Source organism: Methylobacter sp. (genome assembly GCF_004322395.1).
Taxonomy (GTDB): Bacteria; Pseudomonadota; Gammaproteobacteria; order Methylococcales; family Methylomonadaceae; genus Methylobacter_A.
In genome coordinates, this window is sequence record NZ_SCTW01000089.1 from 1 (window position 1) to 23,971 (window position 23,971).

23 protein-coding genes are annotated in these 23,971 nt (G+C 47.5%); 12 read left to right on the forward strand and 11 right to left on the reverse strand.

All coding sequences use genetic code 11. From position 1 onward, the window contains the following. Positions 1 to 100: 100 nt before the first annotated feature. Together EPO18_RS12255 and EPO18_RS12260 are read right to left on the reverse strand one after the other, a co-directional pair. Positions 101 to 529 (reverse strand): Fic family protein, encoded by a 429-nt coding sequence (locus tag EPO18_RS12255; protein ID WP_292433661.1) that lies wholly within the window; start codon positions 527 to 529, stop codon positions 101 to 103. Positions 530 to 534: 5 nt separating this feature from the next. Further along, a complete protein-coding gene (locus tag EPO18_RS12260) occupies positions 535 to 954 on the reverse strand; it encodes a Fic family protein (protein WP_292433662.1) in 420 nt (139 codons plus the stop codon). Between the two features lie 305 nt (positions 955 to 1,259). Here EPO18_RS12260 and EPO18_RS12265 point away from each other — a divergent pair, with 305 nt between their 5' ends. Further along, on the forward strand, positions 1,260 to 1,748 hold the full coding sequence (locus tag EPO18_RS12265) for a peroxiredoxin family protein (protein ID WP_292433663.1): 489 nt from the start codon (positions 1,260 to 1,262) through the stop codon (positions 1,746 to 1,748). Positions 1,749 to 1,751: 3 nt separating this feature from the next. Further along, entirely contained in the window at positions 1,752 to 2,177 is a 426-nt protein-coding gene (gene hemJ / locus EPO18_RS12270) for a protoporphyrinogen oxidase HemJ (protein WP_292433664.1), read from the forward strand. Between the two features lie 161 nt (positions 2,178 to 2,338). On the opposite strand, the gene icd is transcribed toward hemJ, so the two are convergent. Further along, positions 2,339 to 3,640: an NADP-dependent isocitrate dehydrogenase gene (gene icd, locus EPO18_RS12275; RefSeq protein WP_292433665.1), complete on the reverse strand. Its 1,302-nt coding sequence runs from the start codon at positions 3,638 to 3,640 to the stop codon at positions 2,339 to 2,341. Positions 3,641 to 4,294: 654 nt separating this feature from the next. Between icd and EPO18_RS12280 the strand changes: the two genes are divergently transcribed. The 7 genes from EPO18_RS12280 to hypD all read left to right on the forward strand — a co-directional run bounded on the left by EPO18_RS12280 (position 4,295) and on the right by hypD (position 8,259). After that, positions 4,295 to 4,606 (forward strand): hypothetical protein, encoded by a 312-nt coding sequence (locus tag EPO18_RS12280; protein ID WP_292433666.1) that lies wholly within the window; start codon positions 4,295 to 4,297, stop codon positions 4,604 to 4,606. 582 nt (positions 4,607 to 5,188) lie between these two features. Then, a complete protein-coding gene (hypA, locus tag EPO18_RS12285) occupies positions 5,189 to 5,530 on the forward strand; it encodes a hydrogenase maturation nickel metallochaperone HypA (protein ID WP_292433667.1) in 342 nt (113 codons plus the stop codon). Further along, complete coding sequence (gene hypB, locus EPO18_RS12290) at positions 5,530 to 6,336, forward strand: hydrogenase nickel incorporation protein HypB (RefSeq protein ID WP_292433668.1); 807 nt, start codon at positions 5,530 to 5,532, stop codon at positions 6,334 to 6,336. Before hypA ends, hypB begins: the two co-directional genes overlap by 1 nt. Positions 6,337 to 6,381: 45 nt before the next feature. Next, complete coding sequence (locus EPO18_RS12295) at positions 6,382 to 6,585, forward strand: addiction module protein (RefSeq protein WP_292433669.1); 204 nt, start codon at positions 6,382 to 6,384, stop codon at positions 6,583 to 6,585. Then, a complete protein-coding gene (locus tag EPO18_RS12300; protein WP_292433670.1) occupies positions 6,582 to 6,905 on the forward strand; it encodes a type II toxin-antitoxin system RelE/ParE family toxin in 324 nt (107 codons plus the stop codon). The genes EPO18_RS12295 and EPO18_RS12300 overlap by 4 nt, the downstream gene beginning before the upstream one ends. A 14-nt stretch (positions 6,906 to 6,919) precedes the next feature. Continuing rightward, positions 6,920 to 7,150, forward strand: coding sequence for a HypC/HybG/HupF family hydrogenase formation chaperone (locus EPO18_RS12305; RefSeq protein WP_292433671.1), 231 nt, complete (start codon positions 6,920 to 6,922; stop codon positions 7,148 to 7,150). Then, a complete protein-coding gene (hypD, locus tag EPO18_RS12310) occupies positions 7,147 to 8,259 on the forward strand; it encodes a hydrogenase formation protein HypD (protein WP_292433672.1) in 1,113 nt (370 codons plus the stop codon). Before EPO18_RS12305 ends, hypD begins: the two co-directional genes overlap by 4 nt. Before the next feature lie 45 nt (positions 8,260 to 8,304). Here hypD and EPO18_RS12315 read toward each other — a convergent pair whose 3' ends face one another. From EPO18_RS12315 to EPO18_RS12345, 7 genes are all read right to left on the reverse strand, one after another. Beyond that, positions 8,305 to 8,871 (reverse strand): ankyrin repeat domain-containing protein, encoded by a 567-nt coding sequence (locus EPO18_RS12315; protein ID WP_292433673.1) that lies wholly within the window; start codon positions 8,869 to 8,871, stop codon positions 8,305 to 8,307. Positions 8,872 to 9,271: 400 nt separating this feature from the next. Next, a complete protein-coding gene (locus EPO18_RS12320) occupies positions 9,272 to 10,651 on the reverse strand; it encodes a coiled-coil domain-containing protein (protein ID WP_292433674.1) in 1,380 nt (459 codons plus the stop codon). 300 nt (positions 10,652 to 10,951) lie between these two features. Then, entirely contained in the window at positions 10,952 to 11,227 is a 276-nt protein-coding gene (locus tag EPO18_RS12325) for a hypothetical protein (RefSeq protein ID WP_292433675.1), read from the reverse strand. A 234-nt stretch (positions 11,228 to 11,461) separates the two neighbouring features. Continuing rightward, positions 11,462 to 13,447, reverse strand: coding sequence for a sensor domain-containing protein (locus EPO18_RS12330; protein WP_292433676.1), 1,986 nt, complete (start codon positions 13,445 to 13,447; stop codon positions 11,462 to 11,464). Positions 13,448 to 13,724: 277 nt separating this feature from the next. Beyond that, positions 13,725 to 14,414 carry a response regulator gene (locus tag EPO18_RS12335; RefSeq protein WP_292433677.1) on the reverse strand — a complete coding sequence of 230 codons (690 nt, stop codon included), beginning with the start codon at positions 14,412 to 14,414 and terminating at the stop codon, positions 13,725 to 13,727. A 21-nt stretch (positions 14,415 to 14,435) separates the two neighbouring features. After that, a complete protein-coding gene (locus tag EPO18_RS12340) occupies positions 14,436 to 19,562 on the reverse strand; it encodes an ATP-binding sensor histidine kinase (RefSeq protein WP_292433678.1) in 5,127 nt (1,708 codons plus the stop codon). A 1,673-nt stretch (positions 19,563 to 21,235) separates the two neighbouring features. Next, entirely contained in the window at positions 21,236 to 21,604 is a 369-nt protein-coding gene (locus tag EPO18_RS12345; RefSeq protein WP_292433679.1) for a hypothetical protein, read from the reverse strand. Positions 21,605 to 21,932: 328 nt separating this feature from the next. On the opposite strand from EPO18_RS12345, the gene EPO18_RS12350 reads away from it, so the two are divergent. The 3 genes from EPO18_RS12350 (at position 21,933) to EPO18_RS12360 (ending at position 23,477) form a co-directional block, all read left to right on the forward strand. Further along, a complete protein-coding gene (locus tag EPO18_RS12350) occupies positions 21,933 to 22,094 on the forward strand; it encodes a hypothetical protein (RefSeq protein WP_292433680.1) in 162 nt (53 codons plus the stop codon). A 552-nt stretch (positions 22,095 to 22,646) separates the two neighbouring features. Continuing rightward, positions 22,647 to 23,051 carry a DUF2787 family protein gene (locus EPO18_RS12355; RefSeq protein ID WP_292433681.1) on the forward strand — a complete coding sequence of 135 codons (405 nt, stop codon included), beginning with the start codon at positions 22,647 to 22,649 and terminating at the stop codon, positions 23,049 to 23,051. A 132-nt stretch (positions 23,052 to 23,183) separates the two neighbouring features. Further along, positions 23,184 to 23,477 carry a hypothetical protein gene (locus EPO18_RS12360; RefSeq protein WP_292433682.1) on the forward strand — a complete coding sequence of 98 codons (294 nt, stop codon included), beginning with the start codon at positions 23,184 to 23,186 and terminating at the stop codon, positions 23,475 to 23,477. A gap of 312 nt (positions 23,478 to 23,789) precedes the next feature. On the opposite strand, the gene EPO18_RS12365 is transcribed toward EPO18_RS12360, so the two are convergent. Then, the coding region (locus EPO18_RS12365) for a transposase (RefSeq protein WP_292433683.1) at positions 23,790 to 23,971 on the reverse strand (182 nt) is incomplete at its 5' end.

Sequence of the window (23,971 nt, forward strand, 5' to 3'; positions counted from 1 at the left end):
ACTTATCCTTGATAACTTAGTAAACCTATGATGAATACCACCACTTCTTAGTAAGATTCAATCGATAATTGATTGATTATCTCCACCATAATCGGTAGCTTTACGTTTTGACACAGTCTGAGCCAAAATCAGTCAGTCGATCGACTTTACGCAATTCATCCAAAATGCCTTGCAAAACATAAAGACACCATAGCTCTAAACCTTCCGGCGTTCCCTTATCGGCTTGCGCCAGCATGGAGTAATACTGATCCCGATCATTGCAAAACACCGCCGTTGGATTCAGTACTCTGCCGCCAGTTTTAACGTTAAAGCCAAACTTAATCAACAAAGTGTAAGTTAGCAACCGTACTACACGGCCATTACCGTTACCAAATGGATGTATCCAGCCAAAACGATGGTGTGCCAAAGCCACCTTAATGAGGTCATATTTTGGTGGATGATTTTCATTGATAAACTCTACCAAATTTTGCATATAAGCTGGGACTTGGACAAATTCAGGCGGCAAGTGTTCAGATTGTGCAATTTGCACAGACTTCAGCCGATATGCCCCAGGTGTAGCATCGCCTTCCCTTTCCAGTTCTTTCCTGCCATAGCGTGCAATTCACGGATAAAATGCTCTGTCAGCCCGTCGCCGGGTTTAATACTATCCTCAATGTAAGTCATAGCAACTTCAATGTTTTCCATTTCACGCAATTGATCTAAGGATGCTTGTTGAGTGCCTTCCAGTTTACTTTCCACATAATCGGCCAAGGTAGTGTGATTACCCTCTATACGAGCGGAACCCAAGCTTTCCAACATATGGAATATAGATTTAAGCTGGAAAAACACCTGCGGAGGTGTTGTCCCGCTTAGGTGTAATCGGCGCAAGTGTTCTAACTCCGTCAAAACGTCAACCAACGGAGAATCAAATGCGGGGTTAAGTATCGTCAAATCATAGTGATTAAATGCAGACATGGTAATATTTTTCTGTAATGGCTATTTTATATATCTTTAACTTATTATCATTATCCAATTATATTCAATAAATTAGATAGATAAATAAAAAATATTATCTTGAAATTCATCAAAGAGCATATTGAATAACCCACTATGATGAAATAGAAAAATAAGCCACTCTATGGAAGCTCTGAACAAATCGCTTTCTTAATAAAGCTGCTCCGAATCATACACTTAAAGACTTCAAACTGGGGTTGTTATGATTTTTTAAATTGGCTATGTTATTTTGTTGTCATTCCCAAACATTTAAGCCACCAAATCCCATGAAAACAAAATACCGGCATTTCGGTTTTTTACTGTTGCTACTCATTTTAATAGGCTGTAGCAAAACCATCACCTCGGCGCCGGACGTAACTTTTACCACCATCACCGGCAATAAAATCGCGCTAAAGGATTTGCGCGGCAAACCGGTTATCGTCACTTTCTGGGCAACTGACTGCCCCGCTTGTATCGAAGAAATCCCTGATTTAATCGATCTGTATACCCAGTATCATACCTCAGGCCTTGAAATGATTGCCGTTGCGATGTATTACGACCCGCCGAATCACGTCGTTGATATGACTCAAGCCAAGCAGCTGCCCTACAATGTAGCGCTGGATTTAAAATCGGAACACGCCGAGGCTTTCGGCGGCATTATGTTTACGCCCAGCACATTTTTGATTGCTCCCGATGGTTCAGTTGTTAAAAAAGAAATCGGTCTTTTTGACTTGGCAAAAATGAAAACAAATATCGAATCACTATTAAAAGGCTAGCCCATGCACTGGTTAAAAGCGTTACACCTAATTTTTATGGTCACTTGGTTTGCCGGTCTGTTTTACCTGCCGCGTCTGTATGTTTATCACGCGATGAGCAGTGATGAAATCAGCAATGAACGCTTTAAAGTGATGGAGCGCAAACTGTTCTTCGGCATTATGACGCCGGGCATGATAGCGACCTTGCTATTCGGCATCTGGATGTTGGTTGCTTACGACTGGGGGGTTTATGCTCATGCCGGTTGGCTGCATGCAAAACTGGCGCTGCTGGCGCTGACGCTGGTTTATCACTATTTCTGTTATCTGTGGCTGCTTGATTTTAAACATGACCGCAACCAACGTAGCCATGTTTTTTACCGGTGGATGAATGAAGTGCCGGTTTTGTTTCTGGTTGGTATCGTAATCCTGGCGGTGGTTAAGCCTTTTTGATGCGATACCAGCATCCATATTTTTAGAAAGGCGCAGATGTCCGGCTTGAAAAGCTTACTTAGGTCGGCCTAGCAGTTTTTACACCCTTACGTTTGGATAACCGTCGGCTTCGACTACGCTCAGCCAACGGTTGTTTTGGCGGTCATACCGTAACGCTGCCCCTACTTTAGACTCTCAATCAACACATCGGCAAATTCGCTGCATTTAACTTCTGTCGCCCCGTCCATCAGCCGGGCAAAATCATAGGTCACCCGTTTGCTGGAGATGGCGGCATCCATCGCGTTAATAAGCGCATCGGCAGCTTCTGTCCAGCCCATATAGCGCAGCATCATTTCACCGGACAATATCAACGAGCCCGGATTGACTTTATCCAGGTCAGCGTACTTGGGCGCTGTGCCATGCGTGGCCTCAAATACAGCGGTGCCGGATTGATAGTTGATATTGCCGCCGGGAGCAATGCCGATTCCACCGACTTGCGCGGCCAACGCGTCGGATAAATAGTCGCCGTTCAAATTCAAGGTCGCGATCACATCGAAATCGTCGGGACGAGTCAGGACTTGCTGCAAAGTAATATCCGCTATGGCATCTTTAATTAAAATGCGCCCCTTTGCCAGCATATCGGCCTGCAACTTATTTGCTGCTGCTTCGCCAAACTCGGCACGGGTTTTTTCCCAATGTCCCCAAGTAAAAACATGATCGGGATATTCGCGCTCCGCCAGGTTATAAGCCCATTTTCGAAACGCTCCTTCGGTATATTTCATGATATTACCTTTATGGACAATCGTCAGAGATTTGCGCTTATTGGTAATCGCATACTCGATAGCCGAACGGACTAAACGCTCTGTGCCTTCCTGCGACACGGGCTTTATCCCAATACCGGAAGATTCCGGAAAGCGGATTTTGGCGTATTGCTTTGGGAAATTCTCTTTTAGCAGGTTCAGGAAAATCTTTACCTCCTCGCTACCTTGTTCAAACTCGATACCGGCGTAAATGTCCTCGGTGTTTTCCCTGAAAATGACCATATCGACGGCTCCGGGATTTTTTACCGGCGAAGGTACGCCCTGAAACCATCTTACCGGCCGTAAACACACATACATATCCAGCAATTGGCGCAAAGCCACGTTCAAAGAGCTAATACCTCCGCCTACCGGTGTAGTTAACGGGCCTTTAATAGACACCAAATAATTCTTGCAAGCCTCGACGGTCTCATCGGGAAGCCAGGTATTTAGCAATCGATAGGCTTTTTCTCCTGCATACACTTCCATCCAGTGAATTTTCTTTTGCCCGGAATAAGCACTTGCAACAGCGGCATCCAAAACACGAACCGTGGCACGCCAAATATCCGGCCCGGTCCCGTCGCCTTCAATAAAAGGAATAATAGGGTTATCCGGCACGGCAAGCTTGCCGTTTTGCATGGTGATAGCGCTGCCGTTTGGGGGTGGATTGAGGATAAGACTAACCATAACAACTCCTTCAAATAATATTGAGTAATGCTGCTTAAGGTAGCGACGCCGCACCGCACCAAAAGTAGGCGCATTAGGCGACGTCTCCACGGACTCTTTGCATCATAACAAAAGCATAGCGATTTGCACCATTTAACCTGCAAACCGCAGTTGAAGCCTGTGGAAGCTTGATGTGCTACAAGAAAGCGCTAACGCCGCTATGTCGCAAAACCTGATCGAAGCCTTGCTTAAACTGATTCGAAAAAGGAACAACTGTGTTTCAGCAACTCTGTATATCCTGATGCACGCATCACTTACTCATCTAAGCCCAAACGGCATCATGCCGCGAAAAAATAAATCATCCAAATCATCTTGGCCGGCTCTTTTCGGGATCTATCTTGTAGTTTTTTAGCCATGCATTAAACGAAGCAGGGTTTTGAAAAGTTTCAAGCTCGTTTTGGATGAGCAATTATGGTGCGGATTTTGATGAATTTCCGACAAATTGCTCCAAAAAGTGGCAAGCGACACATCTTAAAAGTCTAAATTGTATTAATAATCAGTCTATTAGCCATGAATATAGAGTGGCATTTTATTTGCTAATTAGAAAGATCGAGAGTACCGGTATCCATTTAATGCGTGTACTTGATGTTTTTTCATTAATAGCGAGGTATTGATATGTTCGAAGTTACTCTATTGTTCCTAGTCATGCTTTTAATTGCAGTTTGCGCTTTTTTACCATCGGGTTGCAGCGTGCTGTCTTCCCCCAAATCTCCCCAACAATGCGACGCCTACATTGATTCCGGCTCGAATTCAGAACTAAGAATTCCCCAAGATTCGGCACCTAAGCAGAGTTTTCTCACGCATCTGCAAAATGAAATCGAATCCGCTCTTTTTCCGCGTCCTACCGATTCTGTCTTGCAGCGCCATTACGATTCTTTGGTCAGCGCCGAACTGGAGACCCGTCTGGCCGCAATGCCGGATTCTTAACAAATAACAAGTTAAATCGCTAATGTAAGCTTTCCTACAATAGCCCCTTCTTTTTGTTGCATTTGCTGCATAACAAACATTAGTTGATTTCCCCCACCTCCTTTTGTAATTATTTCTCTCGCAATTACAAAGGTTTCTTGATCGACGCTAATCCGGTATAGATATTACTCCAGCTATGCGGAGCAGCGTCGACTGTCCTCTGGTAAGGCTATGTGTTTTGTTTTTGAAGAACGCTCAAAATCGCCTGTAAACCGTGCATTCTTTATGTAACCAGCGCGCCAGGAGTTCCACCTTCCGATGATGTCATGCGCAGAAAAGGCATCACGCGCAGCAGTTTTAACCTGACCGCTGCCTCATTAGGACTTTCCCCGCTTTCGCTTCTAAAATCGCCTACGCGATAGAGACCGAACCGCACATTCCGGCATTGTGGCTGCATGAGCTGGAATGTACTTCGGAGTTGAATCCGCCAAGCCGAAAACCCAATCGTTCCGCAACGGCAAGCGGAATTGTTGATCAACGCGGTAGACCCTTGCCTGCAATACGCGTTACACTTAACAGACCGTGGTAAAAAGACAGAATCCCATGCATGAAATGTCGTTATGCGAAAGCATCTTGCAAGTATTGGAACAGCAAGCAAAAACCCAGCAATACAGCAAAGTTAAAACGGTTTGGCTGGAAATCGGTGCGTTATCCAATGTCGAGCTTGACGCGTTACGTTTCAGTTTCGACGTTGTCGTACAAGGTTCCCTGGCCGAGCATGCCCAGCTTGAAATCATCGAAGTACCGGGCCAAGCCTGGTGCATGCAATGCAGCCGCAATGTGGTTGTACAGCAGTTATACGATCTATGCCCGCACTGCGGCAGCCATCAATTACAGGTCAACAGCGGAGATCAAATGCGTATCAAAGAACTGGAGGTAGAATAATGTGCGGCGTATGCGGCTGCGGCGAGGGCCACTCGCACGATCATGACCACGAACATACGCATGATCACCACGACCATGACCATGACCATCATCATGACCACGATGCAGCGCACTCTCATGCGCCGGGCTTGAGCCAAAAGCGGATGGTGCAAATCGAGCAGGATATTCTGGCCAAGAATAATCGCTATGCCGCCGAAAACCGCCGCTATTTTGGCGAGCACGGCATGCTGGTGTTGAATCTGGTGTCCAGCCCCGGTTCCGGCAAAACCACGCTGTTGACCGAAACCATCGCCCGGCTGAAAGACGATCTCGACATCGCGGTCATCGAAGGCGACCAACAAACCGCCCGCGACGCCGAACGCATACGCGCTACCGGCGTACCTGCATTGCAAATCAATACCGGCAAAGGCTGTCATCTGGATGCGCACCGCGTCGGCCACGCGCTGGAAACGCTCCAGCCGAAAAATCATAGCCTGTTATTCATCGAAAACGTCGGCAACCTGGTTTGCCCGTCGGCATTCGATCTGGGTGAAGCGCATAAGGTGGTGATTCTGTCAGTCACCGAAGGCGAGGACAAGCCGATTAAATACCCCGACATGTTCCATGCCGCCGACTTAATGATTTTGAATAAGACCGACCTGTTGCCGTATCTGGATTTCGACAGTGAGCAATGCATACAATATGCAAAACAAGTCAATCCGCGTATCAAGATATTGCCGTTGTCGGCCAAAACCGGCGAAGGCATGGACAGCTGGCTGCGCTGGCTGAAAGCCGAATTGGAATTGCAGCGTATTGCTTATGCTTAGTAAAACGGTACGCACAGTGCTCCCCTACAACCAAAAGGTAAGCCAATGACGATTACAGAAATAAAATCCCTGCCGGTTTCCGAACGGATTATGCTGATGGAAGAAATTTGGGATAGTCTTTATCATGAACATGAGCAGATTGAATCTCCGTTATGGCATCGGGACATACTTAACGACAGATTGGAGCAGCTCAATTCAAAACAAGCGACTTTGATTTCCTTACAAGAATTAAAAAACATTAACCGATGACAGCGAAAGAGCTGGTTGTCTTAGAACAAGTGGCTTTTGATTTGCGGCAAGGAAAGCTATTTTATGACGACAATCAGGAAGGGATAGGCGATTATTTTTTTGACAGTATTATTGCCGACATTGAGTCGCTTAGATTATATGCAGGCATCCACAGCAGACAATTCGGACTTTACCGTATGCTGGCTAAAAGATTCCCTTTTGCGATTTATTACGATGTTTCTGAAACCGCCATTATTGTTATTGCCGTACTTGATTTAAGACGTAATCCAACATGGTTACGCAAGCAATTAAACAGGCCGGCTCATCCTCAAAAACCTTAATCAAAACCAAAACTATGTGTCTAGCCCTCCCCGCCAAAATCGTCGCCATTGATCCTGACAGCAACATGGCGACCGCATCGGTCGATAATGTCAAAGTTGAAGTATCGCTGGCTCTGGTCGATGATGTCGCGCTTGGCGATTACGTTCTGGTGCATGTCGGTTATGCGCTGAATAAAATCGACGAGGACGAAGCTTTAAAAACCTTGGCTTTGTTTGCCGAAGCCGGATTAATGTCAAACGTATGAAATACATCAGCGAATTCAGACAGCAAGACCTCGCCCAGCAATTGGCTAAGGGAATTGCAAAAACCGTCGATCCCAATCGCCATTACCGGTTAATGGAATTTTGCGGCGGCCATACCCATGCCATTTTCCGGTACGGCGTTCAGGATTTAATGCCGGACAATGTCGAATTTATCCATGGTCCGGGTTGTCCGGTTTGCGTATTGCCGACAGGCCGTATTGATAATGCGATACAACTGGCCGAACGCAAGGACGTGATTCTCTGCACCTATGCCGACTTAATGCGCGTTCCGGCCACCGGCCGTAACAGCTTGCTGAAAGCCAAGGCGAGCGGCTCTGATATTAGGATGATTTATTCAACGCAAGACGCATTGAAAATCGCCAGGGAAAATCCTGAAAAACAGGTCGTGTTTTTCGCGATCGGTTTTGAAACTACCACGCCACCTACCGCCGTCGCCATCAAGCAAGCGCAGGCCGAACGGCTGACTAATTTTTCGGTATTCTGCAATCATGTACTGACCCCTGCCGCAATGCAGGCAATACTGGATGCGCCGCAACCGGTTTCCATCGATGCTTTTCTCGGCCCTTCCCACGTCAGCACGGTTATCGGCAGTCAGCCCTATGAAATATTTACCGAACGCTATGTCAAACCGATAGTCATCGCCGGTTTCGAACCGTTGGACGTGATGCAGTCGTCGCTGATGCTGATACGCCAGCTCAACGAAGGCCGCCACGAGGTCGAAAACGAATACAGCCGTGCCGTCACCCGGCAAGGCAACCTGAAAGCGCAAGAGCTGGTAAAGGAAGTGTTCGAGTTGCGGCCGCAATTCGAATGGCGCGGCTTAGGCTTAATTCCCGACAGTGCGTTAAAACTTAAAGCCGGTTATGCAGACTTCGATGCCGAGCAACGCTTTAATATGCCCGCCATTCAGGCATCCGATATCAAAGGCTGCGAATGTCCGTCCATTCTACGTGGCGCGAAAAAACCGCAGGATTGTAAATTGTTGGGTACGGTTTGTACGCCGGAGAATCCGATGGGATCTTGTATGGTGTCATCGGAAGGGGCTTGCGCGGCGTATTGGTCGTATGGGCGGTTGAGAAAAGCTGGATAATTCGCTATGTATAGCGCGGTTAGGCAAATCACAAAACAGGTACTCTCACTTTGCCAATCGAGCCTCCTGCTCGGCCAAAAGTTTTGAAAATTCGTAAAGGCCTGCCTCCTCCGCCATTTCTCGAGGCGTTTCACAATCGTCGATTCGCGTCCGAAGGCGCGGATCCGCCCCAAATTGCAATAGAAGCTCCAGAGCCGGTAAATTGTATTCGCTGACAGCCATGTGTAACGGCGTGTAATCATTGATACCGCGTTGATTAGGATCGACCTTGTAGATAAGCAGCAACTTCAAAATCTCCAGCACGTCCGGCCTTCGAGGCGATCCAGGCTGAGGCTGGCTGCAAGACAATGCTGCAATCAAGGGTGGAAACCCGCCATGATCTATAGGATTGGGATCAGCGCCGATCTCTAACAATAGACGGATAAACGGCAATGGGCTATGGTAAATCGCATATTCGAGGCATGTCCCGATCGTTAGCGGCATTGGCCCGTTCGGTACGTAGATCGGATCGTCGACCGCAGCTCGCAACGCGATTAAGTCACCCGCTCGAAAGGCAGCGTCAATCTTCTTGAATTTCTCATACTCCGCGCATCGATCAACATCTGGCTTCATCTTACGATGGGTTATTTAAGGCGAGTTTCAATTCTGCTGGCTCCGTTTTGTAAAAATCCAAAGATAGCGATAATGATAAAATGTTTAAGCATAATCTCAACTTGCTGTTTTTATGGGATTTTATAGTTTTAGCATGTTGATATTTAGCGCCAAATTACTAAGATCAGGTCTAACATCTCAAACATGCTGAAAGATCCGATCCTATGCGTTGCTTCGAATGAAGCTCTGCATGGATCAGGTTCAATAATCTGTTCCGGTGGATTCGCTTAAAGCAAATCCACCTCACAGCTTTAGATACTAAGTTGACGGGTAGGAATTTGTAGTCACGTTCAATTTAAGGGAACGCTTCCCTTTATTAAGCACCGTTAACTAAACAAACACTTGTACTATCTAGACGGATCTACCACTTAGTCGCAGAGAAGGCGCGCGACAATACTGCTTTCGCATCGTACATCGAATTTTCCGTTTCTTTGGCAGCTCGGTTAGCATTGGCTTCTGCTTCCTCGGCACCGACGGCATGAACCTTGGCGCGACCTGAAGCCTGTTGAGCGTTGTCTCGCAGTTTTTGCGTATCTTGATATGCCTTTTCGGCCAACTGCTTGGCATTTTGAGCTTCAGAAAGCGCCTGTTGCAATTGGGACACTAGCTGTTCAGCTTGACTATAAAGCTCCTGTAACCGTTCAAAAGAGGCTTGAGCATCACTATGATATTGTTCAATTTCTTGAGAATGATTTGCCGCTCGTCCGGTAAGCTGAGACGCTTGAGCTGCATGATCCAGAGACTGTTGGGCAAAGCGCTGAGCATCATCCACAGATGCGCGTGCCTGGCTTGATGCTTGCTCAATACCACTAAGGGATGACTGCGCACTATTTAATGCATCGCCAGCCTGACTGGCATAACTTTGTGCCGATTCAGCTGAGCGTTGGCCATCTTGAGCATAGTACGCCGCGTTATTTGCATGGTCTCTGGCTTGTGTAGCGGATTGCCCCGTTGCATCAGCATCTGCGCGAGCATCTTGCGCATGTCTGCTCGCCTGTTGAGCATAAGTATTAGCTTGATCGGCATAGCTGGCCGATGCCTGGGCATGTTCCTGAGATTGCCCCGCCGCCCGATCAGCTGAATTAGCGGATGCTTGAGCCTGACTGGAAGATTGTGCTGCTTCGTAAGCTTCATCACGCGCTTGCCTGGCTGCCTGAGCTGCCACTTGGGTGCTGTCTTGAGCATCTCGAGCTGCGCTGCCGGCATTTTCAGCATATTCCTGAGATTGTCCTGCCGCCCGATCGGCTAAACGAGCTGCGCTGCTGGCGTTTTCAGCATATTCCTGAGATTGCCCTGCCGCCCGATCGGCTGAATTAGCGGATGCTTGAGCCTGACTGGAAGATCGATCAGCCTGCTCAACTTCATCACGTGCCTGACTGGCTGCCCGTCCTGCTATCTCGGCGCTGCTTTGAGCATCCCGAGCCGCGCTGTCAGCATTTTCAACATATCGTTGTGCTTGCTCGGTATAATCACGTGCCGTACGTGCAAAAGTCTCGCTTTCATTAGCCGCATGTAAAGCCGATTCAGCATACCTATTCGCCTGCTGGCTTGCTGATTCGGCATTTTGGGCGTGCTGGGCAGCTTGACTGGCATGTTGGGATGCAGCTTGTGCTTGTTCGTCAGCTATTCTCTGAGATCGTTCTGCAGAGTAGGAGGAGTCTTCGCAAAGATTTGCTGCTGCTTTGGCGCGTTCGGCTCCTTGATTGATAATATCGAGTGTTTCGGAAATATTTTCGGTCATGAGAGTTACCTACTGGTCAGGCTAAATTATAGTTATTAAAGGCCGCCGGAATTCTATCAGCAAAAGTATTGTCTGAATAGCATTAACCTGTTTCAACTTAGGGTAGTCGCGATTCAAAAAGAAATTCTTAGGACAAAGTAACATTATTTCCGTATTGCGCAATATTAACAGGCACTTTATCGGACTCTGGCCCTAATAACGTGTTTTATAAAATCCCCCTAAATTAATTGAACGCTCGAAAAAGGCTATGAGGCGGGCAAGAACATCCTTGATAACTTTTAAAACACGTCTTGAGAGAAATTATTGTTCATCGTCCGGTAAAGGCTTGGCTACGTCTTCAGTTTCTTGTCCAATGCTGTTGACTACGCGTCTCGTACCATGACCGATTTCTCTGGCGGCATCCCTAGTGCCATGCCCAATTTCCCTAGTAACATTGCGTGCCGTATGGCCTATTGTTCTTCCCGCCTCTTTAAACTCGGCACAAGACAATAATGACGCTGTAGAAAATATAACGAATAAAACGAATAGTTTTTTTAAGGAAATGACCAAATTAAGCTGCATTATTAAGGCTTCCATGATCTTAAACTGATAGGTTACTGTATTGAATGTCTTGTGTGCCACAAGAAAAAGAAAGCCAATGTTTATAAATAATCGCATGAATTTATTCATCACGTAAACAAGCTTTTATCGCCCCTGCCCTGCTACACTCCCAATAAGTGCAGGTATAGCGCTGCATAATAAATTTGCAACCATATCAACTGTTAAAGGCGTTATGTCGATTGGCAGATTGCTACCGCGAAAGTCTACAATCTATAAAAAAGTCTGAGTCAACAGTAATTTCTCAAATTCTTTTGCCGGTACTGGCGGGCTGGTCAAATAGCCCTGGTATAGATCACAGCCGTGAGCTTGCAAGAAGGCGAGCTGTTCTTTAGTTTCCACGCCTTCGGCCAGTACTTTGAGACGTAAGGTATGCGCCATAGCAACGATGGTAGCGGCGATCTCCATGTCGTCCCGATGATGAGGGATGTCATCGATAAAGCTTTTGTCGATTTTCAGCACATCCAGTGGAAACAACTTGAGGTAAGCTAAGGATGAATAGCCGGTGCCAAAATCATCAATGGCGAGACGCACACCCAGCGCATGTAAGCTATTAAGAACTTGGATGGCTTCATTTTCGCGCTGCATTAAGGCACTCTCAGTTAACTCCAGCTCCAGACGATTGGCAGGGAAGCCGGTTTCGTCCAAAGTTTTGGCCACAATTTCTTCTATATTGCTATGCAGAAACTGATGTGGCGAAACATTCACGGCCATTGTCAGTGGCTGTAGACCTGCATCGATCCAGCGCTTACCTTGAAGACAAGTTTCTTTCAGAATCCAGTTGCCGATAGGTGTAATTAACCCCGTTTCTTCAGCGACCGAGATAAAGCGAAGCGGCGGAATCAGCCCTTCCTCGGGATCTTGCCAGCGAATCAACGCTTCGGCACCGGCAATACGGCCGGTGACCACATTCACTTGCGGTTGATAAAACACCCGCAGCTCGCCTTTATCAATAGCACGGCGCAAACGCACTTCAAGATCCATACGTGCGCGTGCGGAACGGGTGAGATCTTCCGAGAAATATTTGTAGCGGGCTCGCCCTCCGGCCTTAGCCTGATAAAGAGCCGTATCGGCCTGTTGTAACAATTCTACCGGAGTTGCGCCGTGCTCAGGAAACAAACTGATACCGATACTAGCGCCGATACGCACTTCCTTACCGTTGGACAATAGCCAAGGCTCGCTTAACGCCGTGATGATGTCATTGGCCACCCGCGCCGCGTCTTCCGATTGTGCAACGTCCTCCAGTAATACAGTAAATTCGTCGCCGCCCAGACGGCACAACGTGTCAATACCACGCAGGCGGGAGTTAAGCTGCTTGGCTACCTGTTGTAATAGTTCATCACCGGCCAAATGGCCAAAGCTGTCATTCACTTCTTTGAAACGGTCCAGATCGATCATCAATAGCGCCAGCATTTTTCTTTCGCGCAATGCGACTTTGATAGCGTGTTCAATCCGTGAGATCAGCAATAAACGATTAGGTAGACGGGTGAGCGGGTCGTGATGGGCAAGAAAGTCAAGCTGTAACTCGGTGGCCTTGAGTTTGGAAATGTCGGCAAATACCCCGACATAATTGGTCACATCGCCTGAGTTATTGACGACCGCGCTGATACTGAGCAGTTCAGGATACACTTCGCCGTTTTTACGCCGGTTCCAGATTTCGCCCTGCCAATGGCCGGTTGCCGAAATACTTTTCCACATTTCAATGTAGAATTTCGCGCCATGCCGGCCGGAACGCAGCATAGTTGGCATTTGACCGATAATTTCGTCTTCCGTATAATTAGTAATGTCGGTAAATGCACGGTTTATTCTTATGACGCGTTGATTCGCATCGGTCATCATCACACCCTCACGAGTGCTTTCAAAAACCGCAGATGCTTGAAGCAGACGGTCATCACTCAGCTTGCGTTCGGTAATGTCACGCACGCCAATAACATAGGCTTGCCGATTTTCCCATTTAATAGGTGTAGAACGTAATTCTGCCCAGCCTAAGCTGCCGTTGCGGCGAATCAGGTTAATTTCCTGGGGAGCATTGCTTGGACTGACGGGAATGGCAAGCTTTGTTCCCCTCATTGAATCCCGATCAAAAATGCGTTCGGCACTCTGGTTGGTGTATAGAACAAAACCCAGTTCATCCACCACCAATATGCCATCGGTAATAGTTTCAAGAATCAGATCGAGGTTAGTTAAGGCTTCGGTCACTTGTTTAGCCCGTGTGTAGGTTAGGATTAAAATGTGCCACAGGGTTAACGGCTCTTGTACCCCAGAGAGTATTGTTGTCAATTCTACACATCGAAGCCTAGAAAGTTGGGTTATCAAAAAAGCAGTCTAATTCACACAGCTCATCAACTTATCTGTTTATCAAAAGATAAAATGAATTTTATCTAATATAGAATCAATGAGTTATAGTTACCCGCTAAATTCGCCCTTTTATAAAACCGATAGATGATGAGCATACACGTGGCTTAATCCACAGAAACTACATAATAACGGTATCTGATCCATTGCTGTGTTGGGAGGTAATGGAAGCTATTACTTCCGGCATTTTGGACAGGTTGCCCAGTAACTTCAACACCGGCGTCGGCAGGTCGCGCACCAGCATCGGTGTGGCGAATATATTTTGCGATAGCGCTTTTTCGGGCATCTCCAGTACCTCCACCACATCCAGCCTCCAGTATCCCGGTTTATAGGTGGCGGCCAGTACGGTACTGAGTTGCTCGACCAGCATTCTGAATTCGGTATTGAGAGAAACGATATACAACGTTAGCAGCAGTTTGTCGCCTTCCTTGTTTACTTCCCTGGATCGGCTGATTGAACTGGCAACGTGCCTGATCTGTTTGGACGACAGCGGCTTACTGGCTAGTTGGAAGTTCAACCCTTCTTCGTGGGCAACCTTGAGCTGATCCATATATTCATTGGCAAAAGCTGTCACGATGTAAATATTCATTGTGTCATCTATCGTCTTAAGGCGGCGCAACGTTTCGACTCCATCAATGCCCGGCATTCTGAGATCGAGAAAAATCAGATCGGGGCGTTCGGCCTGCGCCATTTCGATACCTTGCAAGCCATTCTCCGCCTCACGCACGAAATAGCCGACCTCACTTAAGATTAGACTGAATGCGCCACGGACAGCTGGATCGTCGTCAATAACCAGTATATTGTTTATCATCAATTCTTTCGCCATAGTAAATTAATCCGCTGCCTTAAATTGTAGTTTCATACAACAACCATTTGTTTTTTTATTATACGCCATTATATTTCCTCCGGCTTCCTCGATTAAACGGTGAGACACCGACAAACCCAGCCCGGTCCCCTTTCCCGGCGATTTGGTAGTAAAGAATGGGTCGAATATCCGGCTGAGGATAGCATCGGGAATGCCAGAACCATTGTCGCATACGCTCAGTTCCACCATCCCGCCATGCTGATGCGCGGTAATATCGATACAAGGCTGGTCGCAGCCCGCTAAGGCATCTCTGGCATTGAGCAGTAGATTAATCAGTATCTGTTGCAGGCTGTCAGCGCCGCACATAATCAACGGCAGGTTGGGCGGCAATTCAATTTGTATCAGGATATTAGATTTTTTAAACTCCCCTTCCAACAACGATAAAGTCTGGTTAATCGTGAGGCTGATTTGGCAAGTGCCTGTAGAATTAGATTTAGTTCGAACATAAATCAACATGTTACGTACGATAGTCTTGATGCGTTCAATCTCATGCATCGCTCTACGAAGCACCTCACGGGTTTTAGGATCGGTCACTTTGTTCTCGGCAAACTCGACAAAGTTCATCACCCCCATTAACGGATTGTTGATCTCATGCGCGACACCACCCACCAACGTGCCCAGGGCGGACAGTTTTTCCATTTGCATCATGTGCTCCTGATTTTCTTGCAGCTTCATATAGGCATGATGCGATTGATTCAGTAGACGGGCATTTTCCAATGAAATGGCGGCGTGCGAAGTCAGCAGCTCGGTCATGACACTCTTTTCCGCAGTGAAGATTCCCTCCGACAACCGGTTTTCCAGGTAGAGCACGCCAATCAGCTCGGCTTGCTTGAGTACAGGGAGACACAGTACCGAGCGCAAGCCCAGCATCTGCACTTCTGGTGCATTTTGAAAGTCGCCTTCCGTGCTGGCATCGCGCAGAACCACTTTTTCGTGGGTGCGATACACGTAATTGACAATGGCTTGGCAAACGCCGACTGCTTTAGTCAGGCTGTAGTGCTGAATGTTGATGGCTTGTTTTTTGCCGACATGGTGTTCCGCCACGACGACCAGTTCGTCCTGTTCTTTGATCAACAGATAGCCGTGTTGTGCGCCGGAACTTTCCAGCTCCACATTCATGATTTTTTGCAGCAGTTGCGCCAAGTCGATTTCGGCCGATAACGCCAGTGCTGATTTCATCAGATAGTTAATATCGAGATTAGGCAGAGTAGACAGCTCCATCATCTCAGTTTCGGTTTCCAAGTTGTATTGCGCTTTGTCCGTTGGGGCAAAGTCGTTATGTTTCTCTAGCTTGGCGGCTTTGCCGTCGGCACAGCAGGCACGATAAAGCCTTAACGCTTCGGCATAGTAGATTGCGGGATCGCCCAGCGCTGTCTTTGTCAGCAAGTCGCCCAAGCTTTCGAACAGGTGCCCGGCAAGTAAATCGTATTCCTGCGTCTGTGCTTCGGCAATGGCGTCCAGGTACAGGTTGCGTGCTTCACGGGATTCGCCTTTGATGCGGGCAATTTCCGCATGAATAAAAGCCAGATAAGGCCGCAGTAACGGGCCGAGCTGCGCCCAAGTTTCTATGCTTTGTAGTAGCGGCGTGATTTCCGGTTCGATATCCGCCCATACCGAATCATCATCAAGTAAGCGAAATTGATTAAGAATGCGGAATACAAACCACAAGCGCTTAAGCACATTGTCGGTCAGGCCATGCAAATAATGTTCGACAGCCGCCAGCGAAGTCGCAGCCATCGAGTAATCGCCCAGATAATGCTGACTGATGCCGAGAAGCACAAAATAGCTGCCGGACGCGGCGACATAATTATCAGCCGCCCAGCGTTTAAGTGTTTCGTCCATCGCTACCGGCTGATAATCCGTCTTCATCGGCGCCACCCAGCCTGCTAGCACGGCCTCTGCCAATGCGAGCGAAAAAGACAGCTGGTTTTTGCGCGAAAAGTTCAAGCATTCCTCGGCGGTTTCTTCGATCAGGCGTAAATCCTTGCCTTGAACTTGCAAATTCCACATCAGCGGGCCGTAGGATAAACCGGCATTGTACAGGTCACCACAGTTCTTGCCGCACTGGATGCCTTTCAAACAGTAGTCGGCGATGGCCGCAGGGTGGCTGCGCGAATGCATATTGCACCAGACAATGCCGTTCATGCCCCGCGTAGCGCCGAAGGTGTTGGGATACTTCGCGCACAGGTCGTGAGCCAAGTCTTCGTAGCGAAAGGCAAGCTCGAATTTTTCCTGTTCGCCGAGATTAAGTCCCATGATGGAGAAAGAATAGATAACCGATTCATCCATGCCGCCTGCCAAGCAAAGCTGGGTGGACTGCGCGGCGGACAGGTAGAGTTGGTCTACCAGACCGGACATGTAAAGGTCTGGAATCAGCTCGCTATAAAAGGCGAGTTCAATCTTGCTCTTGCGATCCTGGGTAAAGGGCATGTGCAGAATGGTGTTCCATACATCATCCTGGGCTTCAATCTGTGCCATCAGGACTTTAGTATGCTGCCGGGCTTGCTCGTGGTCTGCGGGGATGGATTTGCCGAAATAGGCCAGGCCTCGATTGGCGGTTTCGATAGCTTTATTAAAGTTGCCGAAAGAAGAGAGCGAGGTAGTCTGTTCCGCCAGTGCTTCGGCCTTGTCAAAATCGCTGACGGCATGTTCGATGAGCTGATTGAGCAGCGATTCGGAAGCTTCGTAATGACCGCGCATCAAATCGGTTTTGGCTAGGCGCTGATAGATACGGAAGGTCATTTCATAGGCGCTGTCCCAACAATCCGGCGGCAGCATATTGTGCGCGGTGAGGAAGAAGTCGTTGGCGGCATCGCTGGCCAATGCATCCAACGCCTTGTTTCCGGCATGGAAATTAAGATCGACCAAACGATAAATCATTACTTGATCCAAGTCTGCGGGCCTTCCACGTTGAAGATGCATAGCGATACTGAATAAATTCTCCTGTGCCTCCAGATCGGCGTCTGCCGGTATTATGCTCAACAGGCGATTGCCGATGCGCCAGTGGATACCCGGGCGGTCCTTTTCATCGACTTGACGTAGCACCGCTTCCTGCACCCGGTCATGCACAAATTGCAAGTCGGATTTGTTTTCCAGCAGCATTCCCAGAGACAGTACGGATTTTAAATTTTCGAAAAGCCGCTCCAATCCCATATTGAGCACTAACCCCACTTCCGTTGCTGTGAAGCGGTTACCCATGCAAGCACAATAGTTGAGGATATTTAGGGTGGCAGGCGGCAACGTGCGTACCTTCGAGCTGAACAACTCGACCACGGTGGCAGGCATAGGCGTATCGCGGATCTTGTTAATATCCCATTGCCAATGCTGCTGCTCATTGGTATGCAACAGATTCTCGTTATATAGCCAAGCCAAACTCTCGCTGACAAACAGCGGATTACCCTCGGTCAGGCGCGCGATAAACTGAGCCAGATTGGCGGTCGTCTCCAGCGACGAGTCCAGAATATAAGCTACCATCTCGTGACAATCGTCATCCCCAAGCGCCTCCAACCGGATTTCCTGCAATGCTTTGGTGCGATCCTGAATGCTGCGGATCAGTTTGGTCAGCGGATGAGCAGTATCTACCTCGTTGTGACGGTAGGCGCCCATGAAAAACAAATAAGGATGTTCTTTATGATTGGCGAAAATATTCTGCAAAAAGTCGAAGGTAGCAGTATCGCACCATTGCAAATCATCAATGAACAGCACCAAAGGATGCGCCTCGTTAGCCAAGCAGGCGAGAAAGCGCCCGAACAAATTATTAAAGCGATTGCGCGCTTCCACCGGCGGCAAATGCCCCACTTCCGGCTGCGTACTGATGATAAATTCAAGTTCAGGCACCACATCAGTAATCACGCGGCCATAACCACCCACGGCATCGAGAATTTTAGTCTGCCATTGCGCTACCTGCGCATCGCTTTCGGTGAGAAAGGTGCGCATCAAATTGCGTAGCGCCTGGATCAACGAACTGTAGGGAATATTCTTTTGGTACTGGTCGAACTTGCCCGAAGTAAAATAACCGCGATGGCGTACCAGCGGTTTTTGCAGTTCCTGAATCAATCGTGTCTTGCCGATGCCGGAGAGTCCGGAGATGAACACGGAACGGAATGTGCCGCGCATGACCTCATCGTATTCACGCTGGATCAGCTCGCACTCGGAATAGCGACCGACCATTTTGGAAATAAAAATCATCCGCTTGGTACGGTCACGCAAGCCGACTGGGAACTCTGAAATTGCCCCGGTCGCGGCATAATCGTCGCGGCAGCGAATCAGGTCGGCTAACAGCCCGGCAGCACTTTGATAACGCTTTTCAGGTTGCTTGAAGGCCAGTTTGGCGATGATATTGCTGAGTTGATGAGGAACTTCTGCATTGCTCTCATGCACTTTGGTGACTTCTTCAGCTAGGTGCGAGTGAATCAGCTCCAATGGATCGGTGGAAAAAAACGGCAGCTTGCCGGCGAGCAGTTCGTAAAACACGATGCCCATCGAATACAGATCAGTGGAAAAATCTACCCGATAGTTAATGCGCCCGGTTTGCTCGGGTGAGGTATAGGCCAGCGTACAGCGCACAAACTCGGGGTCGTAGATGAAATGACTGACGTCGCGAATGTCCAGCGGCGTGATGAAATCGGTGAGGCGCAGGGTGAGTGTGCCCGGTTGCACCAGAATGTTGTGCGGCTTGATTCCGCCATGGGTGATGCCGGCCTCATGCACTGCCTGCAAAGTATCTGCCAAGGCGCAGGCAATGGCAAAAAAATCCGTCAGCTGAATTGTCGGATGCTGAGCGGTCCAATCGGCCAATGTCTGCCCGGCAAACCACGGCTGCACGATAAAATGCATGCCGTTATCCGAATCCAAAGCCATCGGTGTACAGGCACGCGGATCGTGCAATACCTTAAGCCGCTCGATTTTTTGCTGTAAATGACGGGATTGCTCATCCCAACCGGACAGCAATTTCAGTAGCTTGAGTACCAGCAGCTGCTCAGGCTGGCTCTTGTGATAGCCCTTATATACTTGCGATTGTAAGCTCTCGCCGAGCTTTTCGGTGAGTACGTAAGATTGTAATTTTTGGATATCCGGCGTCTGGTTTTTTTTCATATTATTTTTCAAGCCATGTCGTTTATCAGGTTACGCTATGTTGGTCAACTTAAGCGGGAAGTACATAGCGTAAATACTCATCATTTATGCAGCCACTGTTTGCGCCGGGTCATAATCCAATAAAGCCATGAGCAATAGCATAGCTGAACGCGGCGCTTAATTCACTGTATAATCTCTATGCTGTTTCAAGTTCATTTCTGGCTATGATGGCTTGATAAGGCTAAAAATATCCGGGGATTTGATTTCACTGGTAGACATGCCACCAATAGTCGGGAATAAGCGCCATTCAGAAAGCTTGGTTTTTTTGATGAATGGTGTTTCTAACTTTATGATCGATTGAAACCAGCCAATCACGGGCTAGATGATCAAAGCTTGGAATTATGGTAGATCTGTTTTTCATTTTCAGCCGTTAACCGCTGATCCGCTTCTATTTCTTTTCTGGTGGCGCTGAGGTCGATGCCGTTGGCAACATTGACGCAGGCTTCTTGTGCTTTACGTCCGGCATCGGCTGAGCCGGTAGCAGGTTAGACACCTACTGGTGCCTATCTTTGATGAAGTAATTGAAACACGCCATTTAGCGCTATTGGGTTTGATGAGCATATATAACCCCGCCGCCATCATTAAGCCGTATGTCTTTATCATCGGGCTTGGCATTGCGAAAGATTGTATCTGCCAGTAATTCATCAGTCATCGCGGAACTCCCATGCGGTAACTTTATATTACTGTTTTTTTGTTACTGTAGATGTTACTACTTAAACTGTCGAGTATTACTATATTTCTTCGCATTTCGTTGGACAATAAAAAACCCGCGAAGCCTTATGACTTGCGGGTTTTCAGGGTTCTTTGCACGGCTCTGAACCAATGTTTGGTACGAGGGCCGGTATTGAATTAATAGATAACAATATGAAATAAAAGTAATTATTTTATCAAATTTTCTAAAGGTAACGATAAAGGTAACATTTTTTAGGTTTGCCCAACTTTAAAATCTATTATATTAATTGGTCACATATTATAAAAAGCATTCAAGATTTACCATTAATAGTGTCGGTTTTTCAGTTAACTATATCGACAAGTTTAATAATAAGATAACAAAGGCCACTAGTAAATTTTGACGATTTTTTCTAAAAAAAACCAGCAAATTTTCCAGGCTGTATGATATACATAGAGTGCTCCATGTTTCCTTGAATAAATAGTGATGAAGCAAACATCCGTGTATGCAATCGTCGTTTATACAACCCAGATCCTGCTTACGCTAAATGCTGATGGCCATTCTAGATAAGCTTTTTAATCGCCAGGTGTCGGATCTAAACATCGGGATTGTTTTCGAAATGAGCCTTGTAATTATTTTACAAGTTTCGACACACTTACGCCGATAGGTTACTGTAAAATCAATCAATAGATCATTTCTACATTTCTACATTTCTTAGCATGAGCGGTTGCGTAAATTGGAGGTAGTTATCTGAATTACTGTTGTTAGGAACGGTGATAATCCGGGTAAAATGACTAAGAATCCCTTTTTTATACTTGGGACTCTGCCCCAAGCCCCGCGCACCCTGCACAAGCGTACTTGTTGGTTTATGTGCCAAGGGCAAAGCGCAAAAATAGCTACCATTTTGATGAGACGGCAAACACAACGTACCAGCCAGAGCCGGTACGTTGCTTTGTTATTTCAGTTAGAACATTTCAGGTTGATCTTTTTGAATCTCAAGATGAAAACGATTAAAACGTTCACCGGCTTGCTTTCCAAAAAACTGAATCAGAATCAAATCACCCACTGCGGCTTGTTTACGGTTCATCCCTTCCTGTAACCAGCCACTTAAAAAAGCCGAAACTAACTCGCCAGATTCGGCTAGGCGGACTATCACGGTGTGCTGTTCACCATATACGGGATGCGTAAAGCTATTAAAGCCGGTAATAGTTCCCATGATGTTGCCATCTCTTTCAAAGTTCCAAAATCTAACGTCAGGTGCTGTGGATGCCGTTGCTTGACCGGAGGCAATAGCCCTTAATTTTGCAAATTTATCGTTGTTATCTTGGTACATGGTTTTGTTCTCTTAGCTAAGATCTGAGTGGTAAACGTCCGTTTGTAGAGCTCTAAGGGCATCATGAATTGAGGTGTATACATTCCCCATACCATTAGTGTTATTTTTGCCCATCCCCTTTTTAGCTATTTTCAGCGCTATATACCTAAGTTGACGGTACTCAAACTATCGTCAGTGCTGCGCTACCTCAGTCACTAAAACTCACCCCTACCAGGCCGATCGCTTACGCGATGGGCCGGGTTTTTTCTGCCGCTACTGTTCCTCTTAGCTTTCATTGACTGAATGAGGAAGGCGGCTGCGCGTTTGTTTTTTATAAAGGAGATATTTCATGAGTATTCAATGTCCCATTTGCCGTTCCCATCAGGTCATCATGTTGGATCATGGCAAAAAAATCGGTGGTGTGATTAGGGAGCTGTCGGCGGGGTTGCCAGTAGCTTGGCTGGTGCCGCTTCTGGTGCGGCAACCGGGGCTGAAATCGGCGGTGTCGTAGGTTTTGTAGTAGGACCTGTCGAGTGGCAGCCGGCAGTGTTGCAGGGGCAGTTTTCGGTGCTCTGGTGAGAGCAGCTACGGGGGCGTTACGGGAGCGAAGCTCGGTGAAGTTGTTGATCAGCGCGTGCTGGATAACTGCGTTGCTCGATGATCACCTAGTCACTATTACTCTTTGATCCGCTTTTAAACTATTTCAGTCCTATATACTTTAGCGGTCAATAATGAGGTATCTCGAAATACCGCTAAAACTGCCAAACTCGTCGGGTAAACTCAGTGCCGGATCAGCAAACTGATCAAGCTCTACGCATCTTTGCCCTGTATTAGTCCTCCTGTTAATCTTAAATCGCCCTATTAACGGTTTAAGACACCATTTCCTGTTCTCTATTTTCACTAACGACATAGGCAGCGTTCCAACTTCTCACCACAAGAGTGGCCCTCATCAGCCTGCTGATGTATTGGTCGCTCTATGTATTCAATTTCACACACTAACGTCAATCCAGTTGGGCAAATAAGCTTTTGTCCCCGCGCTGTGCTTTGCCGTGGGAGACGCATTATGACCATTCAACAATGCGGCTACCCGGTCGCAGTCAGCCAGCAGCTAACAATCATCATCGACCAGGAACTAAAAGCCTACGATGACGATACATGGCTAGGCTTTATCATTGTTTTCCAGGACCCTACGTATAGCGCAGACAGTGGCGGCGGCTTCCATCCGGTGGAGATCCATATCGATGCCCAACAACGCATCAAGACTGTCAAAGACTATGCTTATGTCGGCCAGGGGACTTCAGCCGAATTAGCTAAAGAGCTAGATTTTGATTTCTTCTACCAGCAGTTTCAACAAAAAGGCAAGCTTTACCCGATCGAGAACGCAAGCGAGGCATTTACCCTCTGGCAACAGCATTTTTGCACCGGTTACAGCCAGCAGGTTTATGACGTGACTATTCAGGGCTTGTAAAAGACCAACCCAATCGGCAAGGCGATCTGGATAATCGGTGTGGAAACTACAAACGCCGTTTCAGCGTTATTCGCGTGTCGTCCTCATCAAACCATTATTTCCTTCCGATGTGCCACTACGCAGGAGAATCACATGCCCCATCCAAACTTAAAAAAACCACTGTTTGATCTTGGTCAGACCTTGGCGACACCCGGTGCTATCGAAGCACTGCAACAAGCGGGCGTCTCAGCCGCCAGTCTGTTATGCCGCCACCAGTGTGGAGACTGGGGCGACCTGGAGGATGAAGACCTCGCTGAAAACAAGGTGGCGTTAAACCAGGGTTTCAGGATTTTCTCATCCTATCAACTCACCGACACGATCAGAATTTGGGTCATAACCGAGGCGGATCGATCAGTAACCACCTTGCTATTGCCCCAAGATTATTAAACCAACCGAATAATGATGGATAGCAACCAGTTGTACCGCAACTTTTGGGCGCAAATTCACAATTTGAGATTATCCAAAGCACGTTACCGACAATGAGTAGAATGATGAGTGATTGACCGGCAAAAATCGACCCAGGCCGTGTAAAAACGTCGAACAGCTGAAATATCCAGCGGATATCGAGCAGTTCTGATGAACTGGCGCCGCTTTGAGCGGCTAAGGTTTCTGAAGGAGGTTTACTGGTTTATCGATTTAATTCGACCTAAATCACGCTGATGCCCATCAGTAATAAGTAAAAAGAACAACAAATGGCCGTTAGGCCACCATGGCTTCCATCAGGGTTGTGGTTCCTAATAGATTCATCACTCTTTTGAGGTTATAGGCCAGCACATGCAGACTCATTTCCGTACTGACATTGGGTAATTTCTTGGTCAAAAAATGAGTGGCTCCCATCCAGGCTTTGAGAGTACCAAACGGATGTTCCACGGTTTGCCGTC

What these genes read in the sequence shown, in the direction of transcription:
- EPO18_RS12260 (WP_292433662.1), bottom strand. Translation starts at nt 954, where the DNA reads ATGTCTGCATTTAATCACTATGATTTGACGATACTTAACCCCGCATTT.
- EPO18_RS12265 (WP_292433663.1), top strand. Translation starts at nt 1,260, where the DNA reads ATGAAAACAAAATACCGGCATTTCGGTTTTTTACTGTTGCTACTCATT.
- hemJ (WP_292433664.1), top strand. Translation starts at nt 1,752, where the DNA reads ATGCACTGGTTAAAAGCGTTACACCTAATTTTTATGGTCACTTGGTTT.
- icd (WP_292433665.1), bottom strand. Translation starts at nt 3,640, where the DNA reads ATGGTTAGTCTTATCCTCAATCCACCCCCAAACGGCAGCGCTATCACC.
- EPO18_RS12280 (WP_292433666.1), top strand. Translation starts at nt 4,295, where the DNA reads ATGTTCGAAGTTACTCTATTGTTCCTAGTCATGCTTTTAATTGCAGTT.
- hypA (WP_292433667.1), top strand. Translation starts at nt 5,189, where the DNA reads ATGCATGAAATGTCGTTATGCGAAAGCATCTTGCAAGTATTGGAACAG.
- hypB (WP_292433668.1), top strand. Translation starts at nt 5,530, where the DNA reads ATGTGCGGCGTATGCGGCTGCGGCGAGGGCCACTCGCACGATCATGAC.
- EPO18_RS12295 (WP_292433669.1), top strand. Translation starts at nt 6,382, where the DNA reads ATGACGATTACAGAAATAAAATCCCTGCCGGTTTCCGAACGGATTATG.
- EPO18_RS12300 (WP_292433670.1), top strand. Translation starts at nt 6,582, where the DNA reads ATGACAGCGAAAGAGCTGGTTGTCTTAGAACAAGTGGCTTTTGATTTG.
- EPO18_RS12305 (WP_292433671.1), top strand. Translation starts at nt 6,920, where the DNA reads ATGTGTCTAGCCCTCCCCGCCAAAATCGTCGCCATTGATCCTGACAGC.
- hypD (WP_292433672.1), top strand. Translation starts at nt 7,147, where the DNA reads ATGAAATACATCAGCGAATTCAGACAGCAAGACCTCGCCCAGCAATTG.
- EPO18_RS12315 (WP_292433673.1), bottom strand. Translation starts at nt 8,871, where the DNA reads ATGAAGCCAGATGTTGATCGATGCGCGGAGTATGAGAAATTCAAGAAG.
- EPO18_RS12320 (WP_292433674.1), bottom strand. Translation starts at nt 10,651, where the DNA reads ATGACCGAAAATATTTCCGAAACACTCGATATTATCAATCAAGGAGCC.
- EPO18_RS12325 (WP_292433675.1), bottom strand. Translation starts at nt 11,227, where the DNA reads ATGGAAGCCTTAATAATGCAGCTTAATTTGGTCATTTCCTTAAAAAAA.
- EPO18_RS12335 (WP_292433677.1), bottom strand. Translation starts at nt 14,414, where the DNA reads ATGATAAACAATATACTGGTTATTGACGACGATCCAGCTGTCCGTGGC.
- EPO18_RS12340 (WP_292433678.1), bottom strand. Translation starts at nt 19,562, where the DNA reads ATGAAAAAAAACCAGACGCCGGATATCCAAAAATTACAATCTTACGTA.
- EPO18_RS12345 (WP_292433679.1), bottom strand. Translation starts at nt 21,604, where the DNA reads ATGTACCAAGATAACAACGATAAATTTGCAAAATTAAGGGCTATTGCC.
- EPO18_RS12350 (WP_292433680.1), top strand. Translation starts at nt 21,933, where the DNA reads ATGAGTATTCAATGTCCCATTTGCCGTTCCCATCAGGTCATCATGTTG.
- EPO18_RS12355 (WP_292433681.1), top strand. Translation starts at nt 22,647, where the DNA reads ATGACCATTCAACAATGCGGCTACCCGGTCGCAGTCAGCCAGCAGCTA.
- EPO18_RS12360 (WP_292433682.1), top strand. Translation starts at nt 23,184, where the DNA reads ATGCCCCATCCAAACTTAAAAAAACCACTGTTTGATCTTGGTCAGACC.